Annotated in this window: 19 protein-coding genes; 11 read left to right on the forward strand and 8 right to left on the reverse strand. The window is 65.7% G+C overall.

The features are described from left to right. Positions 1 to 27: 27 nt before the first annotated feature. The 7 genes from IB268_RS07825 (at position 28) to IB268_RS07855 (ending at position 5,502) form a co-directional block, all read left to right on the forward strand. Positions 28 to 354, forward strand: coding sequence for a YbaB/EbfC family nucleoid-associated protein (locus IB268_RS07825; protein WP_042794716.1), 327 nt, complete (start codon positions 28 to 30; stop codon positions 352 to 354). Positions 355 to 373: 19 nt separating this feature from the next. Continuing rightward, positions 374 to 982, forward strand: a complete 609-nt coding sequence (recR, locus tag IB268_RS07830; RefSeq protein WP_054451387.1) for a recombination mediator RecR — start codon at positions 374 to 376, stop codon at positions 980 to 982. Positions 983 to 1,050: 68 nt separating this feature from the next. Further along, the gene (locus tag IB268_RS07835; protein WP_054451385.1) at positions 1,051 to 2,310 is read left to right on the forward strand and encodes a CaiB/BaiF CoA-transferase family protein; all 1,260 of its coding nucleotides are present in this window, start codon (positions 1,051 to 1,053) and stop codon (positions 2,308 to 2,310) included. A gap of 11 nt (positions 2,311 to 2,321) precedes the next feature. Beyond that, the gene (locus IB268_RS07840) at positions 2,322 to 3,362 is read left to right on the forward strand and encodes an ABC transporter substrate-binding protein (protein WP_054451384.1); all 1,041 of its coding nucleotides are present in this window, start codon (positions 2,322 to 2,324) and stop codon (positions 3,360 to 3,362) included. Then, a complete protein-coding gene (locus IB268_RS07845; RefSeq protein WP_054451383.1) occupies positions 3,355 to 4,164 on the forward strand; it encodes an ABC transporter ATP-binding protein in 810 nt (269 codons plus the stop codon). The genes IB268_RS07840 and IB268_RS07845 overlap by 8 nt, the downstream gene beginning before the upstream one ends. Positions 4,165 to 4,167: 3 nt before the next feature. Then, on the forward strand, positions 4,168 to 4,962 hold the full coding sequence (locus IB268_RS07850; protein ID WP_054451381.1) for an ABC transporter permease: 795 nt from the start codon (positions 4,168 to 4,170) through the stop codon (positions 4,960 to 4,962). A gap of 12 nt (positions 4,963 to 4,974) precedes the next feature. Next, entirely contained in the window at positions 4,975 to 5,502 is a 528-nt protein-coding gene (locus IB268_RS07855; RefSeq protein ID WP_054451379.1) for a carboxymuconolactone decarboxylase family protein, read from the forward strand. 62 nt (positions 5,503 to 5,564) lie between these two features. Here the strand turns inward: IB268_RS07855 and tal are convergent, their stop codons facing one another. Further along, positions 5,565 to 6,518 (reverse strand): transaldolase, encoded by a 954-nt coding sequence (tal, locus tag IB268_RS07860; RefSeq protein ID WP_192354048.1) that lies wholly within the window; start codon positions 6,516 to 6,518, stop codon positions 5,565 to 5,567. A 219-nt stretch (positions 6,519 to 6,737) separates the two neighbouring features. Here tal and carA point away from each other — a divergent pair, with 219 nt between their 5' ends. From carA to IB268_RS07875, 3 genes are all read left to right on the forward strand, one after another. After that, positions 6,738 to 7,892: a glutamine-hydrolyzing carbamoyl-phosphate synthase small subunit gene (gene carA, locus IB268_RS07865; RefSeq protein ID WP_059380170.1), complete on the forward strand. Its 1,155-nt coding sequence runs from the start codon at positions 6,738 to 6,740 to the stop codon at positions 7,890 to 7,892. Positions 7,893 to 7,902: 10 nt separating this feature from the next. Continuing rightward, on the forward strand, positions 7,903 to 11,142 hold the full coding sequence (gene carB / locus IB268_RS07870; protein WP_054451376.1) for a carbamoyl-phosphate synthase large subunit: 3,240 nt from the start codon (positions 7,903 to 7,905) through the stop codon (positions 11,140 to 11,142). Positions 11,143 to 11,231: 89 nt separating this feature from the next. Further along, positions 11,232 to 11,996 carry an SDR family oxidoreductase gene (locus tag IB268_RS07875; protein ID WP_192354049.1) on the forward strand — a complete coding sequence of 255 codons (765 nt, stop codon included), beginning with the start codon at positions 11,232 to 11,234 and terminating at the stop codon, positions 11,994 to 11,996. A gap of 4 nt (positions 11,997 to 12,000) precedes the next feature. Here the strand turns inward: IB268_RS07875 and IB268_RS07880 are convergent, their stop codons facing one another. The 6 genes from IB268_RS07880 to IB268_RS07905 all read right to left on the reverse strand — a co-directional run bounded on the left by IB268_RS07880 (position 12,001) and on the right by IB268_RS07905 (position 18,347). Then, positions 12,001 to 12,645 (reverse strand): histidine phosphatase family protein, encoded by a 645-nt coding sequence (locus tag IB268_RS07880; RefSeq protein ID WP_013395601.1) that lies wholly within the window; start codon positions 12,643 to 12,645, stop codon positions 12,001 to 12,003. Between the two features lie 18 nt (positions 12,646 to 12,663). Next, on the reverse strand, positions 12,664 to 13,572 hold the full coding sequence (locus tag IB268_RS07885; RefSeq protein WP_192354050.1) for a LysR family transcriptional regulator: 909 nt from the start codon (positions 13,570 to 13,572) through the stop codon (positions 12,664 to 12,666). A gap of 10 nt (positions 13,573 to 13,582) precedes the next feature. Then, a complete protein-coding gene (locus IB268_RS07890) occupies positions 13,583 to 14,668 on the reverse strand; it encodes an ABC transporter ATP-binding protein (protein WP_054451372.1) in 1,086 nt (361 codons plus the stop codon). Beyond that, complete coding sequence (locus tag IB268_RS07895; protein WP_054451371.1) at positions 14,665 to 16,377, reverse strand: iron ABC transporter permease; 1,713 nt, start codon at positions 16,375 to 16,377, stop codon at positions 14,665 to 14,667. The genes IB268_RS07890 and IB268_RS07895 overlap by 4 nt, the downstream gene beginning before the upstream one ends. Positions 16,378 to 16,463: 86 nt before the next feature. Beyond that, the gene (locus tag IB268_RS07900) at positions 16,464 to 17,789 is read right to left on the reverse strand and encodes an ABC transporter substrate-binding protein (protein ID WP_054451370.1); all 1,326 of its coding nucleotides are present in this window, start codon (positions 17,787 to 17,789) and stop codon (positions 16,464 to 16,466) included. A gap of 129 nt (positions 17,790 to 17,918) precedes the next feature. Then, on the reverse strand, positions 17,919 to 18,347 hold the full coding sequence (locus IB268_RS07905) for a hypothetical protein (RefSeq protein ID WP_119450612.1): 429 nt from the start codon (positions 18,345 to 18,347) through the stop codon (positions 17,919 to 17,921). 138 nt (positions 18,348 to 18,485) lie between these two features. On the opposite strand from IB268_RS07905, the gene IB268_RS07910 reads away from it, so the two are divergent. Continuing rightward, the gene (locus IB268_RS07910) at positions 18,486 to 19,796 is read left to right on the forward strand and encodes a solute carrier family 23 protein (RefSeq protein ID WP_054451368.1); all 1,311 of its coding nucleotides are present in this window, start codon (positions 18,486 to 18,488) and stop codon (positions 19,794 to 19,796) included. 52 nt (positions 19,797 to 19,848) lie between these two features. Here IB268_RS07910 and IB268_RS07915 read toward each other — a convergent pair whose 3' ends face one another. Continuing rightward, complete coding sequence (locus IB268_RS07915; RefSeq protein ID WP_192354051.1) at positions 19,849 to 21,468, reverse strand: methyl-accepting chemotaxis protein; 1,620 nt, start codon at positions 21,466 to 21,468, stop codon at positions 19,849 to 19,851. Positions 21,469 to 22,107 lie beyond the last annotated feature (639 nt).

A 22,107-nucleotide genomic window follows, 5' to 3' on the forward strand; every position in this document is an offset into this window, starting at 1 on the left:
TTCCCCTCGTTCAAGGAAGCATCGATCATGATGAAAGGACAACTGGCCGGCCTGATGCGCCAGGCGCAGCAAATGCAGGAAAACATGAAGAAGGCGCAGGACGCGCTGGCCGAGATCCAGGTCGAAGGCGCCTCCGGCGGCGGCCTGGTCAAGGTCACCATGACCTGCCGCCACGACGTCAAGCGCGTGGCCATCGATCCGTCGCTGCTGGGCGACGACAAGGACATGCTGGAAGACCTGGTCGCCGCCGCGTTCAACGACGCGCTGCGCAAGGCCGAAGCCACCTCGCAGGAAAAAATGGCCTCGGTCACCGCCGGCATGCCGCTGCCCCCGGGCATGAAGCTGCCGTTCTGAACGCAGCCCCAAGGCCGCAATGGACCCGCTACTGCCTGAACCCGAGCCGCTCGTCTCGCTGATCGAGGCGCTGCGGCGCCTGCCCGGCGTGGGCGTGCGTTCTGCCCGGCGCATGGCCTATCACCTGCTGCAGCATGACCCGCAAGGCGCGGACATGCTGGGGCAGGCGTTGGCGGGCGCGGTGCGGGACCTGAAGCATTGCGCCCGCTGCAACAGTTTCTCGGAAGAGGAAGTCTGCGGCACCTGCATCAATCCCAAGCGCGATCCCTCGCTGCTGTGCATCGTCGAGACGCCGGCCGATCAGAACATGATCGAGTCCAGCCACGGCTATCGCGGCCTGTATTACGTGCTGATGGGCCGCGTCGCGCCGCTCGAAGGGATCGGTCCGCGCGAGCTGGATTTCGAGCGGGTGATCAAGCGCGCGACCGACGGCGTGGTGCAGGAGGTCATCCTGGCCACCAACTTCACCGCCGAAGGCGAAACCACCGCCCACTTCCTGGGCGAAGCGCTGGGCGAGCGCGGCCTGCGGGTCACGCGGCTGGCGCGCGGCGTGCCTGCCGGCAGCGAGCTGGAATACGTCGACGCCGGGACCATCGCCTGGGCCCTGATGGAGCGCAAGACCACCTGATTCCGCAGTGCCAGAACGCCTTGCCGGCAACGTATCGGCAACGGCAAAAACCGTGAGGAAGACAAGCCATGTCAGCGCTGACCGGACTGAAGGTCCTGGAACTCGGCACGCTCATTGCCGGCCCGTTCGCCGCGCGCATCTTCGGCGAATTCGGCGCCGATGTCATCAAGGTGGAAACGCCCCACGGGCCTGACGGCACGGGCGGCGGCGACCCCATCCGCAGCTGGCGCCATCTGCACGAGGGCAATTCCCTTTGGTGGACGGTGCAGGCCCGCAACAAGCAATCCATCGCACTCAACCTGAAAGATCCACGCGCGCGGGAGATCGCCCGCAAGCTGGCGCTGGACGCCGATGTGGTGGTCGAGAACTACCGGCCGGGCGTGCTGGAGAAGTGGGGGCTGGGCTACGAACAGCTGCGCGCCATCAACCCCGCGCTCATCATGGTGCGCCTGTCCGGCTATGGGCAGACCGGGCCCATGAAGGACCAGCCGGGCTTTGGCGCCATCGGCGAATCCATGGGCGGGCTGCGCTACGTGTCGGGCCATCCCGACCGGCCGCCCCTGCGCGTGGGCATCTCCATCGGAGATTCCATCGCCGCCTTGCACGGCGTGATCGGCGCGATGATGGCGCTGCGGCACCGCGACGCCACCGGCGGGCGCTGGAACGGCAAGCAGGGCGCGGAGTGCCAGGCGGGGCAGGGCCAGATGGTGGACGTAGCGCTGTACGAGGCCGTGTTCAACATGATGGAAAGCCTGGTGCCCGAGTACGACGTGGCCGGCGTGGTGCGCGAGCGTACTGGCGGCGCGCTGCCCGGCATCGTGCCTTCGAATACCTACACCACCCGCGATGGCCAGAACATCGTCATCGCCGGGAACGGCGACGCGATCTTCCACCGGCTGATGCGTGCCATCGGCCGTGACGATCTGGCCACGGATCCGGGGCTGGTGCGCAACGACGGCCGCGCCAAGCGCGTGGACGAGATCGACGGCGCCATCCAGCAGTGGTGCGGCGCGCGCGGCATCGAAGAGGCGCTGGGCGCGCTGAAGGGCGCCGACGTGCCGGTGGGCAAGATCTACAGCGTGGCCGACATGTTCAGCGATCCGCAGTTCCTGGCGCGCCGCATGATAGAGCAGCACCGCTTCCCTGACGGCACGCCGGTCAAGCTGCCGGCCGTCGTGCCCAAGCTGTCGGAGACGCCCGGCGAGACGCGCTGGGTGGGGCCCGTATTAGGGGAACATACCGAGGAAGTCCTGAAATCGCTGGGGTATGATTCAGCGGCTATAGAAGAGCTGGCAAAGACCGGCGCTATCGGTCTGCCCGACAACTAGGAGACAAGCACATGTCAGTCACTCGCCGTGATCTGCTCAAGATGGCCGGCGCCGCCGGCGTCATGGGCATGGCGCCCGCCATCGTGCGCGCGCAGAAGCTGGAGAAGACCAAGGTCCAGATCGCAGTCGGCGGCAAGCCGCTGATCTACTATCTCCCCCTGTCCATCGCGGAAGCCCGCGGCTACTTCAAGGACGAAGGGCTGGACGTCAGCATTGCCGACTTCGCGGGTGGCTCCAAGGCCTTGCAGGCCGTGGTGGGCGGCAGCGCCGACATCGTGTCGGGCGCGTTCGAACACACTTTGTCCATGCAATCCAAGGGCCAGGCCTACCGCGCCTTCGTGCTGCAGGGCCGCGCGCCGATGATAGGCGTGGGCGTGTCCAAGAAGAACCTGCCCAACTACAAGAGCGCCGCCGACCTGAAGGGCAAGAAGATCGGCGTGACCGCGCCGGGCTCGTCCACCAACATGGTGGTCAGCTTCTTCCTCGCCAAGCACGGCCTGAAGGCCTCGGATGTGTCCATCATCGGCGTGGGCGCCGGCGCCGGCGCAGTGACCGCGCTGCGCAGCGGCCAGATCGACGCCATCTCCAACACCGACCCCGTGGTGTCGATGCTGGAAATGCCGGGCGACATCCAGATCATCGTCGATACGCGCACGCTCAAGGACACCAAGGAAATCTTCGGCGGCAACATGCCGGCGGGCTGCCTGTACGCCCCGCAGGCCTTCCTTGACGCCAATCCCAACACCACCCAGGCCCTGGCCAACGCGCTGGTGCGCGCCGACAAGTGGATCCAGAAGGCCGGCGCCGACGAAATCGCCAAGGTCGTGCCGGAAACCTATCTGCTGGGCGATCCGGCCGTCTACAAGGCCGCCATCGCCAAGAGCCTGGAGGGCCTGTCGCCGGACGGCCTGATCCCCGAGGATGGCGCCGCCACTGCGCTCAAGGCGCTGGCTGCCTACCAGGCGGATTTCGACGGCTCCAAGATCGACCCGTCCAAGGTCTGGACCAACGACTACGCGCGCCGCGCCAACGAGAAGTACCCCAATGGCTGAAGCCGCGCTGTCGCTGGAAAACATCAGCTGCACCTTTGTCTCCCGCGACGACCGCTCGCAGCGCTACACCGCCGTCAGCGACACGACCCTGGCCATCGCGCCAGGGGAGTTCGTGTCGGTGGTGGGTCCGACCGGATGCGGCAAGTCCACCCTGCTCAACGTCAGCGCCGGCTTGCTGGCGCCGTCCTCGGGCAGCGTGAAGGTGTTCGGGCAGCCTCTGTCCGGCATCAATGAGCGGGCCGGCTACATGTTCCAGGGCGAGGCCCTGCTGCCCTGGCGCAGCGCGCTGGACAACGTGGTGGCGGGCCTGGACTTTGCCGGCGTGCCTCGGCAACAGGCGCTGGAGCGCGGCCGCGAATGGATGCGCCGCGTGGGCCTGGGCGGCTTCGAGGGCCGTTATCCGCATCAGATGTCGGGCGGCATGCGCAAGCGCACGATGCTGGCGCAGACGTTGATCCGCGATCCCGACATCATCCTGATGGACGAGCCGTTCTCGGCGCTGGACATCCAGACGCGCCAGCTCATGGAGAACGAGGTCCTGGACCTGTGGATGGCCAAGCGCAAGGCCGTGCTCTTCATCACGCACGACCTGGACGAGGCCATCGCCATGAGCGATCGCGTGGTGGTGCTGTCGGCAGGGCCCGGCACGCACCCCATCGGCGAATTCGCCATCGACCTGCCGCGTCCGCGCGACGTGGCCGAAGTGCGCACGCATCCGCGCTTCGTGGAGCTGCACTCCGCCATCTGGGGCGTGCTGCGCGAAGAAGTTCTTAAGGGCTACGCCCAACAGAAGCGAGCCTAGGCCATGTCCAAGCTGATCAAACCCGGTTCGGCCAGCCTGCGCTTCTGGCAGTTGCTGCTGCTCGTCATCATTCTTCTCGTTTGGCATTTCGCGTCGCGCGATCCCAAGGTGGCCTTCTTTTTCGGCGAACCGCTGAAAGTGTGGGGCCGCATCTGGGCCTGGTTCGTGACCAACGCGGACATCTATACCCACCTGGGCGTGACGCTGACCGAAACCGTGCTGGCGTTTTTCATCGGCACCATCGCCGGCCTGGCCTTTGGCCTGTGGCTGGGTCTGTCGCCCGGCGCAAGCGCGATCCTCGATCCCTACATCAAGGCCGCCAACTCGATGCCGCGCGTCATCCTGGCGCCCATCTTCGGCATGTGGTTCGGCCTGGGCATCTGGTCCAAGGTGGCGCTGGCCGTGACGCTGGTGTTCTTCATCGTGTTCTTCAATGTCTACCAGGGCGTGCGCGAAGTCAGCCCCACCTTGCTGGACAACGCCAGGATGCTGGGCGCGCGCCGCCGCCAGCTGTTGCGGCACGTTTACCTGCCGTCTGCCACCAGCTGGGTGTTTTCCAGCCTGCATACCTCCGTGGGCCTGGCCTTCGTGGGCGCGGTGGTGGGCGAGTATCTGGGCTCGGCCAGCGGCGTGGGCTATCTGATCCTGCAGGCCGAAGGCACCTTCGACGTCAACACCGTGTTCGCGGGCATCATCGTGCTCACGGCTTTTGCGCTGGTGCTGGACGCCATCGTCGGCATGGGCGAAAAGCGGCTGATGAAATGGCAGCCCAGGTCCGGCGAAACCGAAAAGATCTGACCGGAGTTTCCCATGGCCCGTCTACCCTACGCCGACCTGACCCATCCCGAAGCCAAGCCTCTGGTCGACCGCATCGTCGCCGAACGCGGCAGCGTCCTGCACCTGTACCAGATGCTGCTGCACAGCCCCGCGGTGGCCGGCGGCTGGCTCAATTACCTGACCTCGATCCGCCAGCTCAGCACCTTGCCTGGCGATCTGCGCGAGCTGGTCATCATGCGCGTGGCGGCCATCAACGGCGCGCCCTACGAGGCCGACCAGCATGCGCCGATCGCGCTGAAGGAAGGCGTTTCGCAAGCGCAGCTGGACGCGCTCAATGATTGGGAAGCGTCAGATCTGTTCGATGAACGCGAAAGGGCGGTGCTGGCCTACACCGATGCCATGACGCGACAGGTGCAGGTGCCGGAACCGGTGTTCCAGGCGGCGAAGGCGGCGATGGGCTCCGAAAAGCTCATCGTGGAGCTGACCGCGACGGTGGCGGCCTACAACATGGTGTCGCGCTTCCTGGAAGCGCTGCAGGTGCATTCACACGATCACCGCTGACGCACGCGCGCGGCCGCAAGGGCCGCGCGCATGCTTGCGGATGTGGCAGAGGAAAGTCGCGCTCAGGCGCGCTGCGCCTCGATCAACGCATCCAGCTTGACCGCGTCCGCCACGAACAGGCGGATGCCTTCCGACAGCTTTTCGCTGGCCATCGCATCCTCGTTGAGCAGGGTGCGGAAGGTGACCTCGTCCGCGCCAATGCGGGCGATGTTGGCGGGCACGTCGTCGGCGCGCAATTGCGCGGGCGCGTCGCCCTCGGTGCCGGCCAGCTTGGTCAGCAGCTCGGGGCTGATGGTCAGCAGGTCGCAGCCCGACAGCGCCAGGATCTGGCCCACGTTGCGGAAGCTCGCACCCATGATTTCCGTGGGGATGTCGAAGTGCTTGTAGTACTGGTAGATCCGCGTGACGGACAGCACGCCGGGATCGCGCGCCCCGGCATTGTTGGCCTCGACCCAGTTGGCGCCGGCGGACTTCTTGTGCCAGTCGTAGATGCGGCCGACGAAGGGCGAGATCAGCTGCACGCGGGCATCGGCGCAGGCCACGGCCTGCGGCAGCGAGAACAGCAGGGTCAGGTTGCAGCGCACGCCTTCCGATTGCAGGGCGCGGGCCGCCTGGATGCCTTCCCAGGTCGAGGCGATCTTGATCAGCACGCGCTCGCGCGGCACGCCAGCGGCTTCGTACAGGGCGATCAGGCTGCGGGCGCGTTCGATGGTGGCGCGGGTGTCGAAGGACAGGCGGGCGTCGACTTCAGTCGACACGCGGCCGGGCACGATGTCCAGGATGGCGCGGCCAAAGGCCACCAGCAGGCGATCCATGAGTTCGGCAGTGGGCGCGCCGCGGTGTTCGCGCGCGGTCTTTTCCAGCAGGGGACGGTAGGCGTCCTGCTGGACGGCCTTAAGAATTAGGGACGGGTTTGTGGTGGCGTCGGTGGGACGCAACGCCTTCATCGCTTCGAAATCCCCCGTGTCGGCGACGACGGTGGTGTGGTTGCGCAGGGCGTCAAGTTGGCTGGGCATGGACGGTACGGCTCGCTGCAGGCTAGGGTTGAAGGTGTCCTAGCGTATCACCGAGGCCGCAGGCGCGCTGCCGGCCGGACGGCGGAGGGGGACGGCGGGACGCGGAAAAACAGGCCAAAACCCCGTTTCCGGCCTTATTTGGCGCGGTTCCCCGAGAAAAACGGCCGCTCAAGGTATAATCCGAAGGTTTGATTATCGATTCTAAAACCGGGGTTTACTGTGCTGCCGCAACTCTTTCCCGAGGGGATCAACCGCTTCCCTCCTGCAATTCTGGCTCTGGCGGACGGTACCATTTTTCGAGGCGTGTCGATCGGTGCGCCTGGGCATACCGTTGCCGAAGTGGTGTTCAACACCGCGATGACCGGGTACCAGGAAATTCTCACCGATCCCAGCTATAGCGGCCAGATCGTCACGCTGACCTATCCGCACATCGGCAATACCGGCGTCAACGCCGAAGACGTGGAAGCCAAGCGCGTCTTTGCCGCCGGCCTGGTGGTCCGCGACTGTCCCGCCCGCGTGTCGAACTTCCGTTCCACGCAATCGTTGCCTGAGTACCTCTCCGAGCAAGGCGTCGTCGCCATTTCCGGCATCGACACCCGCAAGCTCACCCGCATCCTGCGTGAAAAGGGCGCCCAGGGCGCCTGCATCTTCGTCGGCACCGACGCCGAGCGCGCCGTCGAGCTGGCCCGCGGTTTTGCCGGCATGGCCGGCCAGGACCTGGCCAAGGTGGTGTCGCTCAAGGATCGCGCCGAATGGACCGAAGGCACCTGGCAACTGGGCGAGGGCTTCTCCAAGCCCGACCAGTCCAAGTTCCACGTCGTGGCCTACGACTTCGGCATCAAGACCAACATCCTGCGCCTGCTGGCCGACCGCGGCTGCCGCCTGACGGTGGTGCCGGCCCAGACCAGCGCCGAGGAAGTCTTGAAGCTCAATCCCGACGGCGTGTTCCTGTCCAACGGCCCTGGCGACCCCGAGCCCTGCGACTACGCGATCGAAGCCACGCGCGCCTTCCTGGACAAGAAGCTGCCGGTGTTCGGCATCTGCCTGGGCCACCAGATCATGGGCCTGGCGCTGGGCGGCAAGACGCTCAAGATGAAGACCGGCCACCACGGCGCCAACCACCCCGTGCAGGACCTCCAGTCCAAGCGCGTGTTCATCACCAGCCAGAACCACGGTTTCGCTGTCGACGCGGCAAGCCTGCCGGCCAACGCGCGCGTGACGCACGTCTCGCTGTTCGACGGCACGCTGCAGGGCTTCGAGCTCACCGACCGCCCGGCCTTCTGCTTCCAGGGTCACCCCGAAGCCAGCCCGGGTCCGCACGACATCCTTGAACTGTTCGACAAGTTCATCGCCCTGATGTCCGGCCAAAAGTAAAGATTGCATCATGCCCAAGCGTACAGACCTAAAAAGCATACTCATCATCGGCGCCGGCCCCATCATCATCGGGCAGGCCTGCGAATTCGACTATTCCGGCGCACAGGCGTGCAAGGCGCTCAAGGCAGAGGGCTACCGCACCATCCTGGTGAACAGCAACCCGGCCACGATCATGACGGACCCGGAAACGGCCGACGTCACCTACATCGAGCCCATCACCTGGCAAGCCGTCGAAAAGATCATCGAGCGTGAAAAGCCCGATGCGTTGCTGCCCACCATGGGCGGCCAGACCGCGCTGAACTGCGCCCTGGACCTGGCCCACCACGGCGTGCTGAAGAAGCACAACGTCGAGCTGATCGGCGCCAACGAGCACGCCATCGAAAAGGCCGAAGACCGCCAGAAGTTCAAGCAGGCCATGACCGACATCGGCCTGGAATCGGCCAAGTCGGGCGTCGCCCACAGCATGGACGAAGCCTGGGAAGTGCAGCGCCGCATCGCGGCCGAAGTCGGCACCTCCGGTTTCCCCGCCGTGATCCGCCCCAGCTTCACCATGGGCGGTTCGGGCGGCGGCATCGCCTACAACGCCGAAGAATTCGAAACCATCTGCCGCCGCGGCCTGGAAGCTTCGCCCACCAGCGAACTGCTGATCGAAGAGTCGCTGCTGGGCTGGAAGGAATTCGAGATGGAAGTGGTCCGCGACAAGGCGGACAACTGCATCATCGTCTGCTCCATCGAAAACCTGGACCCGATGGGCGTGCACACGGGCGACTCCATCACCGTGGCGCCGGCTCAGACGCTGACCGACAAGGAATACCAGATCATGCGTAACGCATCGATCGCGGTGTTGCGCGAGATCGGCGTGGATACGGGCGGCTCGAACGTGCAGTTCGCCGTCAATCCCAAGAACGGCCGCATGATCGTCATCGAGATGAACCCGCGCGTGTCGCGTTCGTCGGCGCTGGCGTCCAAGGCTACCGGCTTCCCCATCGCCAAGGTCGCCGCGCGCCTGGCCGTGGGCTACACGCTGGACGAGCTCAAGAACGAAATCACCGGCGGCGCCACGCCCGCCTCGTTCGAGCCCTCGATCGACTACGTGGTCACCAAGGTGCCGCGTTTCGCCTTCGAAAAATTCCCCACCGCCGACGCGCGCCTGACCACCCAGATGAAGTCCGTGGGTGAAGTCATGGCCATTGGCCGCACCTTCCAGGAATCCTTCCAGAAGGCGCTGCGCGGCCTGGAAGTGGGCGTGGACGGCCTGAACCAGAAGACCACCGACCGCGAAAAGCTGCAGGTCGAACTGGGCGAACCCGGTCCGGAACGCATCTGGTACGTGGGCGATGCCTTCGCGCAGGGTTTCACGCTGGACGAAGTGCACAACATCACGCACATCGATCCGTGGTTCCTGTCGCAGATCAAGGAAATCGTCGACATCGAGCTGGCGCTGGAACAGAAGACGCTGGCTGACCTGGACTACGCCACGCTGTGGGAACTCAAGCGCCGCGGTTTCTCCGACCGCCGCCTGGCCTTCCTGCTGGATTCCTCGGAATCCGAAGTGCGCAAGCTGCGCCACCAGCTGAACGTGCGTCCGGTCTACAAGCGCGTCGACACCTGCGCCGCCGAATTCGCCACCCGCACGGCCTACATGTACTCGACCTACGAGGAAGAGTGCGAAGCCGCGCCCACCGACCGCAAGAAGATCGTGGTGCTGGGCGGCGGTCCGAACCGCATCGGCCAGGGCATTGAATTCGATTATTGCTGCGTGCACGCCGCGCTGGCGCTGCGCGATGACGGGTACGAGACCATCATGGTCAACTGCAACCCGGAAACCGTGTCCACCGACTACGACACCTCGGACCGCCTGTACTTCGAGCCGCTGACGCTCGAAGACGTGCTCGAGATCGTCCACAAGGAAAACCCGGTCGGCATGATCGTCCAGTACGGCGGCCAGACACCGCTGAAGCTGGCGCGCGCCCTGGAAGCCAACGGCGTGCCCATCATCGGCACCAGCCCTGAATCCATCGACGTGGCCGAAGACCGCGAGCGCTTCCAGAAGCTGCTCAACAAGCTCGGCCTGCGCCAGCCGCCCAACCGCACTGCGCGCACCGAAGGCGAGGCCCTGGCCCACGCCGCCGAAATCGGCTATCCCCTGGTCGTGCGTCCCAGCTATGTGCTGGGCGGCCGCGCCATGGAAATCGTGCACGAGCAGCAGGACCTCGAGCGCTACATGCGCGAGGCCGTGAAGGTCAGCAATGACTCGCCGGTGCTGCTGGACCGCTTCCTGAACAACGCCACCGAAGTGGACGTGGACTGCCTGGCCGACGGTGAAACCGTCTTCATCGGCGGCGTCATGGAACACATCGAGCAGGCCGGCGTGCACTCGGGCGACTCGGCTTGCAGCCTGCCTCCGTACTCGCTGTCGGCGGAAGTCATCGCCGAGATCAAGCGCCAGACCACGATGATGGCCAAGGCATTGAACGTCAGCGGCCTGATGAACGTGCAGTTCGCGATCCAGGGCGGCGACGTCTACGTGCTGGAAGTGAACCCGCGCGCTTCGCGCACGGTGCCCTACGTTTCCAAGGCCACCGGCCTGCAACTGGCCAAGATCGCCGCGCGCGCCATGGCCGGCCAGACCCTGGCTGCGCAAGGCATCACCAAGGAAGTCGTGCCGCCTTACTTCTCGGTCAAGGAAGCCGTGTTCCCATTCGTGAAGTTCCCGGGCGTGGACACCATCCTGGGTCCGGAAATGAAGTCGACCGGCGAAGTGATGGGCGTGGGCACGAGCTTCGGCGAAGCCTTCGTCAAGTCGCAGCTGGCCGCGGGTGTGCGCCTGCCGGAATCCGGCACGGTGTTCATCAGCGTCAAGAACCAGGACAAGCCCCTGGCGGTGGAAGTGGCGCGCGGCCTGCACGCGCTCGGCTTCAAGCTGGTCGCCACGCGTGGCACGGCTGCCGAGATCGAAGCCGCCGGCATTCCGGTTCAACTGGTGAACAAGGTCACCGAAGGCCGTCCGCACATCGTCGACATGGTGAAGAACGGCGAGATCTCGCTGGTCATCAACACCGTCGAAGAGCGCCGTAACGCCATCGCTGATTCGCGCACCATCCGCACCCAGGCGCTGGCCGCCCGCGTGACCTTCTTCACGACCATCGCCGGCGCCCGCGCCGCGGTCGAAGGCATGCAATACCTGCGCCAAGGCCTGGGCCTGCAGGTGTATCCGCTGCAGGAGCTGCACGCTTCCTTGCAAGGCTAAGCTGGCAAGCGACACAATAGGGCACGCGAAAGCGTGCCCTATTTTTTTGCAACGCGATTCCGCAACGCTACGACAGGCATCAGGCACACATGGAAAGAGTCTTCATCACCGGCGCCAGCAGCGGCCTGGGACGCGCCTTGGCGCAGCAATACGCGTCCACGGGCGCCACGCTGGGCCTGCTGGGCCGGCGCGAGGACGCGCTGCGCGAACTGGCCGACAGCCTGCCCGGCGAGCACCGCTGCTATGCAGTGGACGTGCGCGACCGCCAGGCGCTGCATGCCGCGGCACAGGATTTCATTGCCTTTTGCCAGGGTCGCATGGACGTGGTCATCGCCAGCGCCGGCATCAGCGCCGGCACCCTGACCGAGCATGGCGAAGACTACGACGTCTTCAAGGCCATCGTCGACACCAATCTGCTGGCCACCGTGGCAACCTTCGAACCCTTCATCGCGTCCATGCGCCAGGCCGGGTCGGGCAGGCTGGTGGGCATCGCCAGCGTGGCAGGGGTGCGGGGGCTGCCGGGCGCGGGCGCCTACAGCGCGTCCAAGTCGGCGGTGGTGACCTATTGCGAAAGCCTGCGGCTGGAGCTGGCCGCCGAAGGCATAGACGTGGTGACGATCGCGCCCGGCTACATCAAGACGGCGATGACGGCCCACAACCCGTATTCCATGCCTTTCCTGATGGAAGCAGACGCCTTCGCCCGCCGCGCGCGCAGCGCGATCGGGCGGGGCGCGTCCTATGTGGTGATTCCGTGGCAGATGGGCATCGTGGCCAAGCTGATGCGCTTGTTGCCCAATGCCGTCTACGACAGGCTGGCGCGCAACGCGCCGCGCAAGCCGCGCCGCGCGCGCTAAGCGTTCACGGCACCACGTCGTTGCCGACTTCGTCGGTCACGTGGCCCACGTCGCCCCAGTCCAGCACCTGCCATTTACGGCCCTGCACGCCGACGCGGTTGATGCTGACGTTCAGCAGCGAGGCGTCGCGCGGCCCGTTCAACGGCACGCCCGAGGCATGGCGCCAGATGATGTCCAGCACGCCGCCGTGCGTGAACATCAGGATGCGTTCGTCGTCGTGGCGGCTGGCGATGTCGTCCACGGTGGAAATGACGCGGGACTGGAATTGGCCCAGCGTTTCGCCGCCGTCCAGCGGGCGCAGCGGGTCGCGGCTCTTCCAGGCGGCAGCGGCTTCGGGGGCCAGCACATCGATGCGTTCGTGGTCCAGGCCTTCCAGCACGCCGAAGCCGCGCTCGCGGATGCCCGGCTCCACGCGCACGCGCAGGCCCAGCTGTTCGGACACTGGCACGGCGGTGGCGTGGGCGCGCTGCAGGTCGCTGCTGTAAATGGCGTGGATGGGCGTGTGGCGGGCCTCTTCGCGCATGCGCGCGGCCAGCAGGCTGGCCTGGTTGACGCCGAATTCGTTGAGGGGGATGTCTTGCCAGCCTTGCAGGCGGCGCTGGCGGTTCCAGTCGGTTTCGCCGTGGCGGATGAACCAGATTTCAGTCATTACGGTCTTGATGCGGATTTAGAGCTGGCCGGACGCGAGGGGCGCGCGCGGTTTCCAGATGGTTTGAATGATCGAGCTTAACGCGACCAGCGCGGGCTCGCTAGCGCGCTCATAGGGCAGGATGAATCCCAGCATGGCGTCCACGCGCGCCTGGCCCCAGACGATGAAGTCGTTCGAGGCCGCGCCGGCCAGCGCGGCTTCCTCGCGCAGCAGGGCGCAGCCGGCGCCCGCGCGCACCAGCGCGTCCAGGTTGGCCTGGTCGTCATTCTGCATCACGATGCGCGGCGACAGGCCATGGCGTTCGAACATGTCGCGCAACAGCAGGTGCGTATGGCTGCCGGCGGGGCCGTCCAGCCAGGGCAATTGCGCCACCTCGCGCCAGCCGCCGCGCTTGAGCACGGCGGCGTGCTCCTTGGGCATGGCGATACGGTAGCGCACGCTGCGCAGGGGCTGCCAAAGCACGCCGCGCGGCGGATTCGCGGCGATGATCAGCGCCGCCGGCAGGCGGCCGGTGCTGACCTGTTCCGCCAACGAGGCGGCAGGCAGGGTCTGGGTCTTCAGCTCGACCAGCGGCAGGCGTTGGGTGACGGCCGAGGCCAGTTCGCCCAGGCGCAGGAAATCCGGCTTTTCGCTGGGCACGCCCAGCTCGATCGCGCCATGCAGGCTGCCTTGCAGCTGCTGGGCTTCGGATTTGAACTGCGCGCCCAGCACCAGCAGCGATTCGGCGGTGGGCAGCAGCACCTCGCCGGCCTTGGCCAAGGCCAGCCTGCCGCCGCTGCGGTCGAACAAGGCCACGCCCAGGCTTTGTTCCAGCGCCTTGATCTGCGCGGTCACGGCGGGTTGGGTCAGCGACAGCGCCTCGGCCGCCTTCGTCAGGTTGCCCAGCCGGGCGACGGTGACGAAGGCGCGGATCTGATAGATTTCCATGGCCCCGAGTTTAGGCCGCCAGGAGCCGCACTTGGGTAGGTTCGAGACCGATGGAAACCGGAGCGCCGATGGGGAAGGGCGACAGCCCGGCCAGATGCGATTGGTCCGCCGTCAGCCGCTGCTCGCCGATCTGCACCTGATAGCGGGTGAACTCGCCCAGGAACTCGCTGCTTTCCACGATGCCCGGCAGCCACACATAGCGCGCGTCGCCCAGCCCGTCCGCCATTTCGATCTGTACCGTGTGCGGGCGGAAGCTGGCCGCCAGCCGGGTAGCGGCGGGCGCTTCGCCCGTGAGCGGCAGGTGCAGGTCGCCCACGCCTTCCACCGCCAGCACCACGCTGCCGCTGGTGCGTTCGCGCACGTCGCCTTCCAGCACGTTCATCGTGCCCACGAAGTTGGCGACGAAACGGTTCACCGGATAGTCGAACAAGGTGCTGGGCGCGCCGATCTGCTGGACCACGCCATGGTCCAGCACCGCCATGCGGTCGGCGGTGGTCATGGCCTCTTCCTGGTCGTGGGTGACGAAGATGGTGGTGATGCCAAGCCGGCGCTGCAGGCTGAGCAGGTCCTGGCGCATCTGCACACGCAGCTTCTTGTCCAGGTTGGACAGAGGCTCGTCCAGCAGCAGCACCTGCGGCTCGATCACGATGGTGCGCGCCAGGGCCACGCGCTGCTGCTGCCCGCCGGAAAGCTGGTTGGGGCGGCGCTTGCCATACTGGGACAGGCCGACGAGGTCCAGCGCGGCCTCCACCTTGGCATGGATCTCGGCGCGCGGCAGCTTGCGTTCGACCAGGCCGAAGGCCACGTTGTCCCAGACCGTCATGTGCGGCCACAGCGCATAGTTCTGGAACACCATGCCGATGTTGCGGTTCCAGGGCGGCGTGCCGCTGATGTCCTTGCCGTCCACCAGCAACTGCCCGGCGCTGTGCCGGTTGAAGCCGGCGATCAGCCGCAGCAGCGTGGACTTGCCCGACCCCGAGGGGCCCAGCAGCGCGAAGAACTCGCCGGGTTCGATGCTGATGTTGACGTCCTTGAGCACTTCCGTCTTGCCATAGGACAGCCGGATGTTGCGGCATTCGACGCTGACTTTCTTCATGCGGATTCCCCTTCATTGCGAGCCGGCCGCTGGCGCGACTGGGCGCGCTCCACCAGCAGGTGCGAGACATACGTGCCGATGGCCACCGCGGCCACCGCCAGGACGCCGAGCGCGGCGCCGGGACCCCGCCCCGCTGCGCTCTGCATGTACAGATAGATGCCGTAGCTCATGGGCGCCTGGCTATCCTTGGTCACCAGCATGATGGTGGCCGACAGTTCCACGGCCGCCGTCACGAAGCTGGTCACGAAGCCCGCCAGCATGCCGCCCGCCATGAGCGGCACCACCACGCGCCGTATGGTGCTCATGCGCGTCGCGCCCAGCGATTGCGCCGCCTCTTCCAGCGAGATGTTGATCTGCTGCAGCGAGGCCACGCAGGAACGCAGGGCGTAGGGCAGCCGGCGCACCGAGTACGCGATCATGATGATGATCCACGACGAGGTCAGCAACGTGCCCGTGCCGGGCAGCTCTATGCCGCGGAAGGTGCGCAGAAAGCCGATGGCCAGCACGATGCCTGGAATCGCCAGCGCCGCGGAAGCCAGGAAGTCCAGCCACTGGCGCGCCGGCAAGCGGGTGCGCAGCATCAGGTAGGCAATGGCAGTCCCCAGGATCACGTCCACGCCGGCGGCCAGGCCGCAATAGAGCAGGGTGTTGGCGATCATGCCTTGCGACTCGGAGAACACCGCGGCGTAATGCGCCAGCGTGTAGCCGTCAGGTAGCGGCGCAAAGCTCCAGACGCTGGCCAGCGACAGCAGCAATACGCCCATGTGCGGCGACAGCACCAGCAGCAGCACCAGGATGATCCAGCCATAGGCCAGCACGCTCTCCATCGGGCGCAGTTTGCGCTTCTGGATGGAGCCGCCGCCCTTCTGCAGGGTGGAGTAATCGCGGCCCTTGAGGACCCGTGCCGACAGCCACAACGCCAGGATCGAGAAGCCCACCATGATCACGCTGATCACATAGCCCAACGGGTCCTCCAGGCCCACCTGCGTGATGCGCAGATAGGCTTGCGGCGCCAGCATGTTGGTGGTGCCCAGCACCAGCGGCGTGCCCAGGTCGTCGAACACCTTGACGAACACCAGCGAGGCGCCAGCCACGTAGCCGGGCAGGGCCAGCGGGAAGATCACGCGGCGGAACAGGCGAAAGCCCCGCGAACCCAGGTTGAAGGCCGCTTCTTCCATGGCGCCGTCGATGTTGCGCAGCGCCACCACCAGGTTCATCAGGATGAAGGGAAAGTAGTGCAGCGCTTCCACGAAGATGACGCCGTTCAGGCCTTCCATGAACGGAATGGTGAAGCCGAACCAGTCATTGAGCAGCAGGTTCACGCTGCCCGAGCGGCCGAAGATCAGCTGCATCGCGACCGCGCCCACGAAGGGCGGCATGATCAGCGGCAGCACGCCCAGCGTCTGGATCAGCAGCGCGCCGCGGAAATCGAAGCGCACCGTGAAGTACGCCAGCGGCACGGCGATCAGGGACGCCAGCAGCGCCGACCAGCCCGCCACGTACAGGCTGTTGAAGAAGGCTTCCTTCATCAGCGGCTGGTTGAAGAAGGCGCCGAAGTGGCCCATGGTGAAGCTGCCGTCGGCGTTCACGAAGGCGCTGTAGAACACCGTGCCCACCGGCACGGCCAGGAACAGCAGCAGAAAACCGAACACCAGTAGCGCCGTCAGCAGGGGGCCGACGGGCAGGCGCGAGTGGCCCGAAGAATTCATCGAGATTCCCGAAATCGTTGCCAGGGGAAAACCGCGGCAGCGGACGGGACCGGCCCGTCCACTGCGCGTCCTGCGGGTGTGGCGGCCTAGAGCGCGGCGGCCTGCTTGGCGAGCTTTACGGCTTCTTCGTAGTTCGCCTTGGAACGGCCGTTCCATTCGCCTTCCAGCTGGGTGATCTGCTGGTTCACGGCGGCGTCCTTCTTGTTGCCGGCGAAGATCGCCAGGAAGGCCGGGTCGGCGGCCTTCTTTCCGTCGATCAGCGGCGCCCAGGTCAGCTTGCGGGCCTGCGCCAGCAGTTCGGCAGCCTTGCCGCTCTTGGCCTTGTCGCCCAGCTTGGCTTCGGCGTCGTAGATGGCCTTGGTGGCGGCCTGCAGTTCCTTCAGGCGGAACGTGACCGTCTGGTCATACAGCGACTGCACCACGTAATAGCGCGACTGCGACAGGTCGGCGTTGAATTGCACCTTGCTGCGCTTGGCGATTTCGGCGGGGTCGGGGTAGCCCTGGGGAATCTTGCCGGCCAGCGCCGTGTAGGGCAGCACTGGCAGGCGCGAGATCTTGGGCTCCAGCAGCAGTTCCTGCCCGGCCTGGCTGAGGGTGAAGGCGATGAACTTCTTGCCTTCCTCAGAGTTCTTCGCGCCGGCGATCAGCGCGATGTTGGCCGGCACGATGGCGGTTTCGGAGGGGTAGACGAATTCGACCGGGAACTTGGAATACTTGCTGGACAGGCCGAAGAAGTCGATCACCGGGCCGGCGCCGAACTGGCCGTTGTTCACGCCGTCGGGTACGCCGAACGAACGCTCGGTCACGGCGCTGCTGTTGCCCGACATGCGCAGCAAGGTGCTCCAACCTTCGTCCCAGCCTTCGCCCTGGAGGATGGTTTCCACCGTCAGGTGCATGGTGCCCGAGCGCGACGGCGAGGTGATCCCGACATGGCCGAACCACTGCGGCGACAGCAGGTCCTTCCATTCCACCGGCGCAGGGATCTTGTGCGCCGCGATGTAGCGGGTGTTGTAGATGATGCCGTAGCCGGCCAGGGCCTGGCCCAAATACATGCCGCCCGGATCGTTGATGGGATAGTTGCCGATCTTGTCAGGCACCTGCTTGTTGGCGACGTCGGTGGAACTTGCCAGCAGTTTGTCGCGGCCCAGCACTTCGAAGGCGTCGGGCGCGCTGGCCCAGAACACCTCGGGGCGCTGGCCGGCGGGCGTTTCGCGCACATAGGCGATGCCCGATACCGTGTTCTTGTTCAGGACTTCCAGCGTGATGCCGGGATTGGCCTTTTCGAAGGCCGTCTTGTAGGCCTGGGTGAGGTCTTTGGGGAACGACGTGATCACCGTGACGGTGCCTGCCAGGGCAGGGGCCGCGCAAACGGCCAGCACCGCACCTGCAAGGGCTGTGCGCATTGCATGCATGGTTTGTCTCCGTAGTTTTAGATTTGTCCGGAGACAGTACTGGCCGGCCTGGGCAGCGTCCAATCACAAATTTTGATGCGCGCCATCAATGCGGGCGCCCCGGCCGGGCGGGGCGCCGAGCCTTGCCCGCTAGGCCGTGGCGGATATGCCGCCTTGCATGGCCCGGGCCTGCTTGTCCATCACTGCGGTGATCTGCTGCTGGATCTGCATCGCCTGGGCGTTGAGCGCCATCAGTTGCTGGGCCTTCATTTCGGCCGGCATGCTGCTGGCCTTGACCTTGGCGATCTGGTCCATCACGCGCTTGAGCTGCTTCTGCAGTTCCTTGATCTGGCGTGTGTAGGCGTCGTCGTTGCTGGAGTCTTCGGTTTCCTTGGCTTCCTGCACGTTGCCCATTTTCAGGCCGCCTGGGTTGTTGACGCGGATCTTGCCGTCCGTGGACACCGTGCTCGCTTCCGCGTCCGAGGCGCTCTTGGCTTCCTTGTTGGCCTGGATCTTCTGGGCCCAGAGGTCGGCCAGGCTGTTGATTCGGGAACTGCCGCTGATGGGATCGATCGCCATGATTGCTCCTGCCGCCTATGAGGATTTCGGGGTTTTCACTAGTACGGCATTCTGACGGTGAACTTAAGCATTGCCCCCTGTTTGCGGCCCCCTTTACACTGGCGCCCGCTCACACCCAACACCTACTTTGGGATATCCATGTCCAATTCCTACTTTCCGCGCTGGCGCCTGGCGGACGACGCCGAGCCCGGCGTCATCATCGCGCCCGACGAAAGGCTGTCCTGGCCCAAGAACGTGGCCATGGGCGCCCAGCACGTGGTTGCCATGTTCGGCTCCACCGTGCTGGCGCCGCTGCTCATGGGCTTTGACCCGAACGTCGCCATCCTGATGTCAGGCATCGGCACGCTGATCTTCTTCCTGTTCGTGGGCGGACGCGTTCCCAGCTACCTGGGTTCCAGCTTCGCCTTCATCGGCGGCGTGATCGCGGTGACCGGCTATGCCGGCGGCGGGGCGAACGCCAATATCGGCGTCGCGCTGGGCGCCATCATCGCCTGCGGCCTGGCCTACACGCTGATCGGCCTGATCGTCTGGTTTGTCAACGCGCGCGCCGGCGGCGGCGCGAACTGGATCGACACCTTGATGCCGCCCGTCGTCACGGGCGCGGTGGTTGCGGTCATTGGCCTGAACCTGGCCCCGATCGCCGCCAAGGGCGCGATGGGCGCATCCGGTTTCGACAGCGTGATGTCCATGGTCACCATCCTCTGCGTGGGCGGCATCGCCGTGTTCACCAGGGGCATGGTGCAGCGCCTGCTGATCCTGGTCGGCATGATCCTGGCCTGCGTGGTGTACGGCATCCTGGCCAACGGCATGGGGCTGGGCAAGCCCATCGACTTTTCGGGCGTGGCCGCCGCGGCCTGGTTCGGCTTGCCGCATTTCGCCGCGCCGGTGTTCAAGGCCGAGGCCATGGGCCTGATCGTGCCTGTCGCCATCATCCTGGTGGCCGAGAACCTGGGCCACGTGAAGGCCGTCAGCGCCATGACCGGACAGGACCTGGACCGCTATCTGGGCCGCGCCTTCGTCGGCGACGGGGTCGCCACCATGGTGTCCGGCGCCGTGGGCGGCACGGGCGTCACCACCTACGCCGAGAACATCGGGGTGATGGCGGTCACGCGCATCTATTCCACCCTGGTGTTCGTGGTCGCCGCCCTGATCGCCATCGTGCTGGGCTTCTCGCCCAAGTTCGGCGCGCTGATCCAGATGATCCCGGGGCCCGTGCTGGGCGGCATGTCGGTGGTGGTGTTCGGCCTGATCGCCATTGCCGGCGCCCGTATCTGGGTGGTCAACCAAGTGGACTTCAGCGACAACCGCAACCTCATCGTGGCTGCGGTCACGCTGGTGCTGGGCGCGGGCGACTTCACGGTCAAGTTGGGTAACTTCACGCTGGGTGGCATCGGCACCGCCACCTTCGGCGCCATCATCCTGTACGCCTTGCTGCGCCGCAGGAAGTAAGCGGCGCGACCACGCGCGGACCCGGCGTCGCGCGCGTGGCCGGCCAGCGCGCCTAGGTGCCCGACAGCCTCGTGGCAGAGGCCGTGGCGGTCACGGCCACCGGCACCGCCTCGATCACCTGTCCGGATTGCGTCTTGAATACTGCGGTGGCTTCCGCCAGGCGCCGCGCCTGTTCCTCCATCGCGGCTGCCGCCGCTGACGCTTCCTCGACCAGCGCGGCGTTCTGCTGGGTCACCTCGTCCATTTGCGAAATTGCCAGGCTGACCTGGTCTATGCCGCCGGCTTGCTGCGTCGAAGCGGCCGAGATCTCGGCCATGATCGCCGCCACCCGCTGCACGGAATCCACAATTTCCTGCATGGTCTGCCCGGCTGCGGCGACCTGGGCCGAACCGGCGGCGACCGTGTCCACCGAAGCTTCGATCAGCGTCTTGATCTCCTTGGCGGCCTGCGCCGCGCGCTGGGCCAGGGTGCGGACTTCGCCCGCGACCACGGCAAAGCCCTTGCCCTGCTCGCCGGCGCGCGCGGCTTCCACCGCGGCATTCAGCGCCAGGATGTTGGTCTGGAAGGCGATGCCATCGATCACGGACACGATGTCCGCGATCCGCCGCGAACTGTCCGAGATGCCGTGCATGGTGGCCACCACCTGCTCCACGTTCTGGCCGCCGCGCTGCGCCACGTCCATGCTGACCGCGGCCAACTGATTGGCCTGGGCGGCGTTTTCCGCATTCTGCTTGACGGTCACCGCCAGCTCTTCCATGGTGGATGCGGTTTCTTCGAGCGCCGCGGCCTGTTCTTCGGTACGCACTGACAGGTTGGAGTTGCCGGCAGCGATTTCCGCCGCGCCCACATTGATCTCATCCACCCCCTGGCGCACGGATGTCACCGTGCGGGTGAGGCCCTCCTGCATGCGTTTGAGCGAAGCGAACAGGACGCCAATCTCATTGTTGGAGCGGGTTTCCACGCGGTTCGTCAGGTCGCCGGCCGCGATGCGGTCAAAATGCCTGCCGGCCTCCTGCAGCGGACGCAGCACGGCGCGCCGGATGAAGGTCCAGCACAATGCCGTCAGCAGCAGGGCGGCGGATATCAGCGCGACCGCCGAGATCCGGGCGGTGGAGTAGGTTTGCTCCGAGCTTGCCAGCACGCCGTTGCTGCGCTCCTGGACCCGGGCCAGGAAGGCTTGCATGTCTTTCATGAAGTAGGCGTCTGCCTGGGGCAGCCGCCCCTCGTCCTGGCGGTACTTGGCAGGCGAGCGTGCCTTGAGGTCGGATTCCAGTGTGTCCAGGATGGCGGCGTACTCGGTGAAGCGTCCCTGCAGCGTCTGGGCCAGCTCCTGACCGCGAGGACTCTTGGGGACGGCCATGTAGCGGGCGAAGCGCTCGCGCGCCTGCTTCAGATGGCTGGCGGCTTCGTCGCCGGCCAGCCCGGCCTGGTCCATGCCGCCGGCCTGCATGGCAGCCATGCCCGCGCCGAGCGCCAGTCGCGCGCGCAGCAGGGCGGCGTTGGCTTCGTAGAGCGGGTCGACCTGATGGACCGCGACATTGTTCAGGTCCTTGATCTCGGTCACGCTTTTTTCGGCGTTCATCCAGCTCAAGCCGCAAGCCAGCGCCAGGGCGACGACGAAGCAGCCCAGCACCAACAGCATTCCAGTACGGACTTTCAATTTTTCCAGCATGAGAGCTCCTCGTTCTTGAACGCGATCCGTCGTGCGAAGGAACGGCCCAGGCCGCCCGCCGAGCGGCGGAATGGCGAACGTCGCGCCGGGTGGCTGCGATGCGTCCGCCTCCACTGCAACTACCCGCAAAAACAAGACTCCTGCGCCTGGCACGTGCTTGCGATCAGCAGCCCGGCCAATCGGCAGTGATTTCAATGTATTAAATTGTCATGAATGACACAATTTGTTGTTTTATACTGATTCAGTCCGTTTTTGCTGGCGTTTTTGATAGGTAAGCCTCGGCTGTTGCAAAAAACTATCGAAGAGTAGTTTTTGCGCCACACCTGCGCTGCGGAGCGCGATTGCGGCCTGCCCCATCCGGCTATCGGGCGGATCAGGAAAAACTGAAAAAAATGACGGGTTTTAGCGGGTTACAGCGGCGAAATGCGGCGAAAACAGCGGTTTCTCCGGCGGCTTGCAATTCCCGTGGACTTTGACCACAATATGACCTTGATTGCCCCGGTTCCGACCCGAGCCGGGGTTTTGTTTTGGTCGTCCGCGCCGCTCGCCAGTTTTTGCTTTTACCCGGCTGCCTGCGCGCGCCAGGATTCCGACCTTCACCGAGAACGCTCCGTCCGGGGCGTTTTCTACTTTTGTTTG

Source organism: Achromobacter sp. ACM01, assembly GCF_014851745.1.
Taxonomy (GTDB): Bacteria; Pseudomonadota; Gammaproteobacteria; order Burkholderiales; family Burkholderiaceae_B; genus Achromobacter; species Achromobacter aegrifaciens.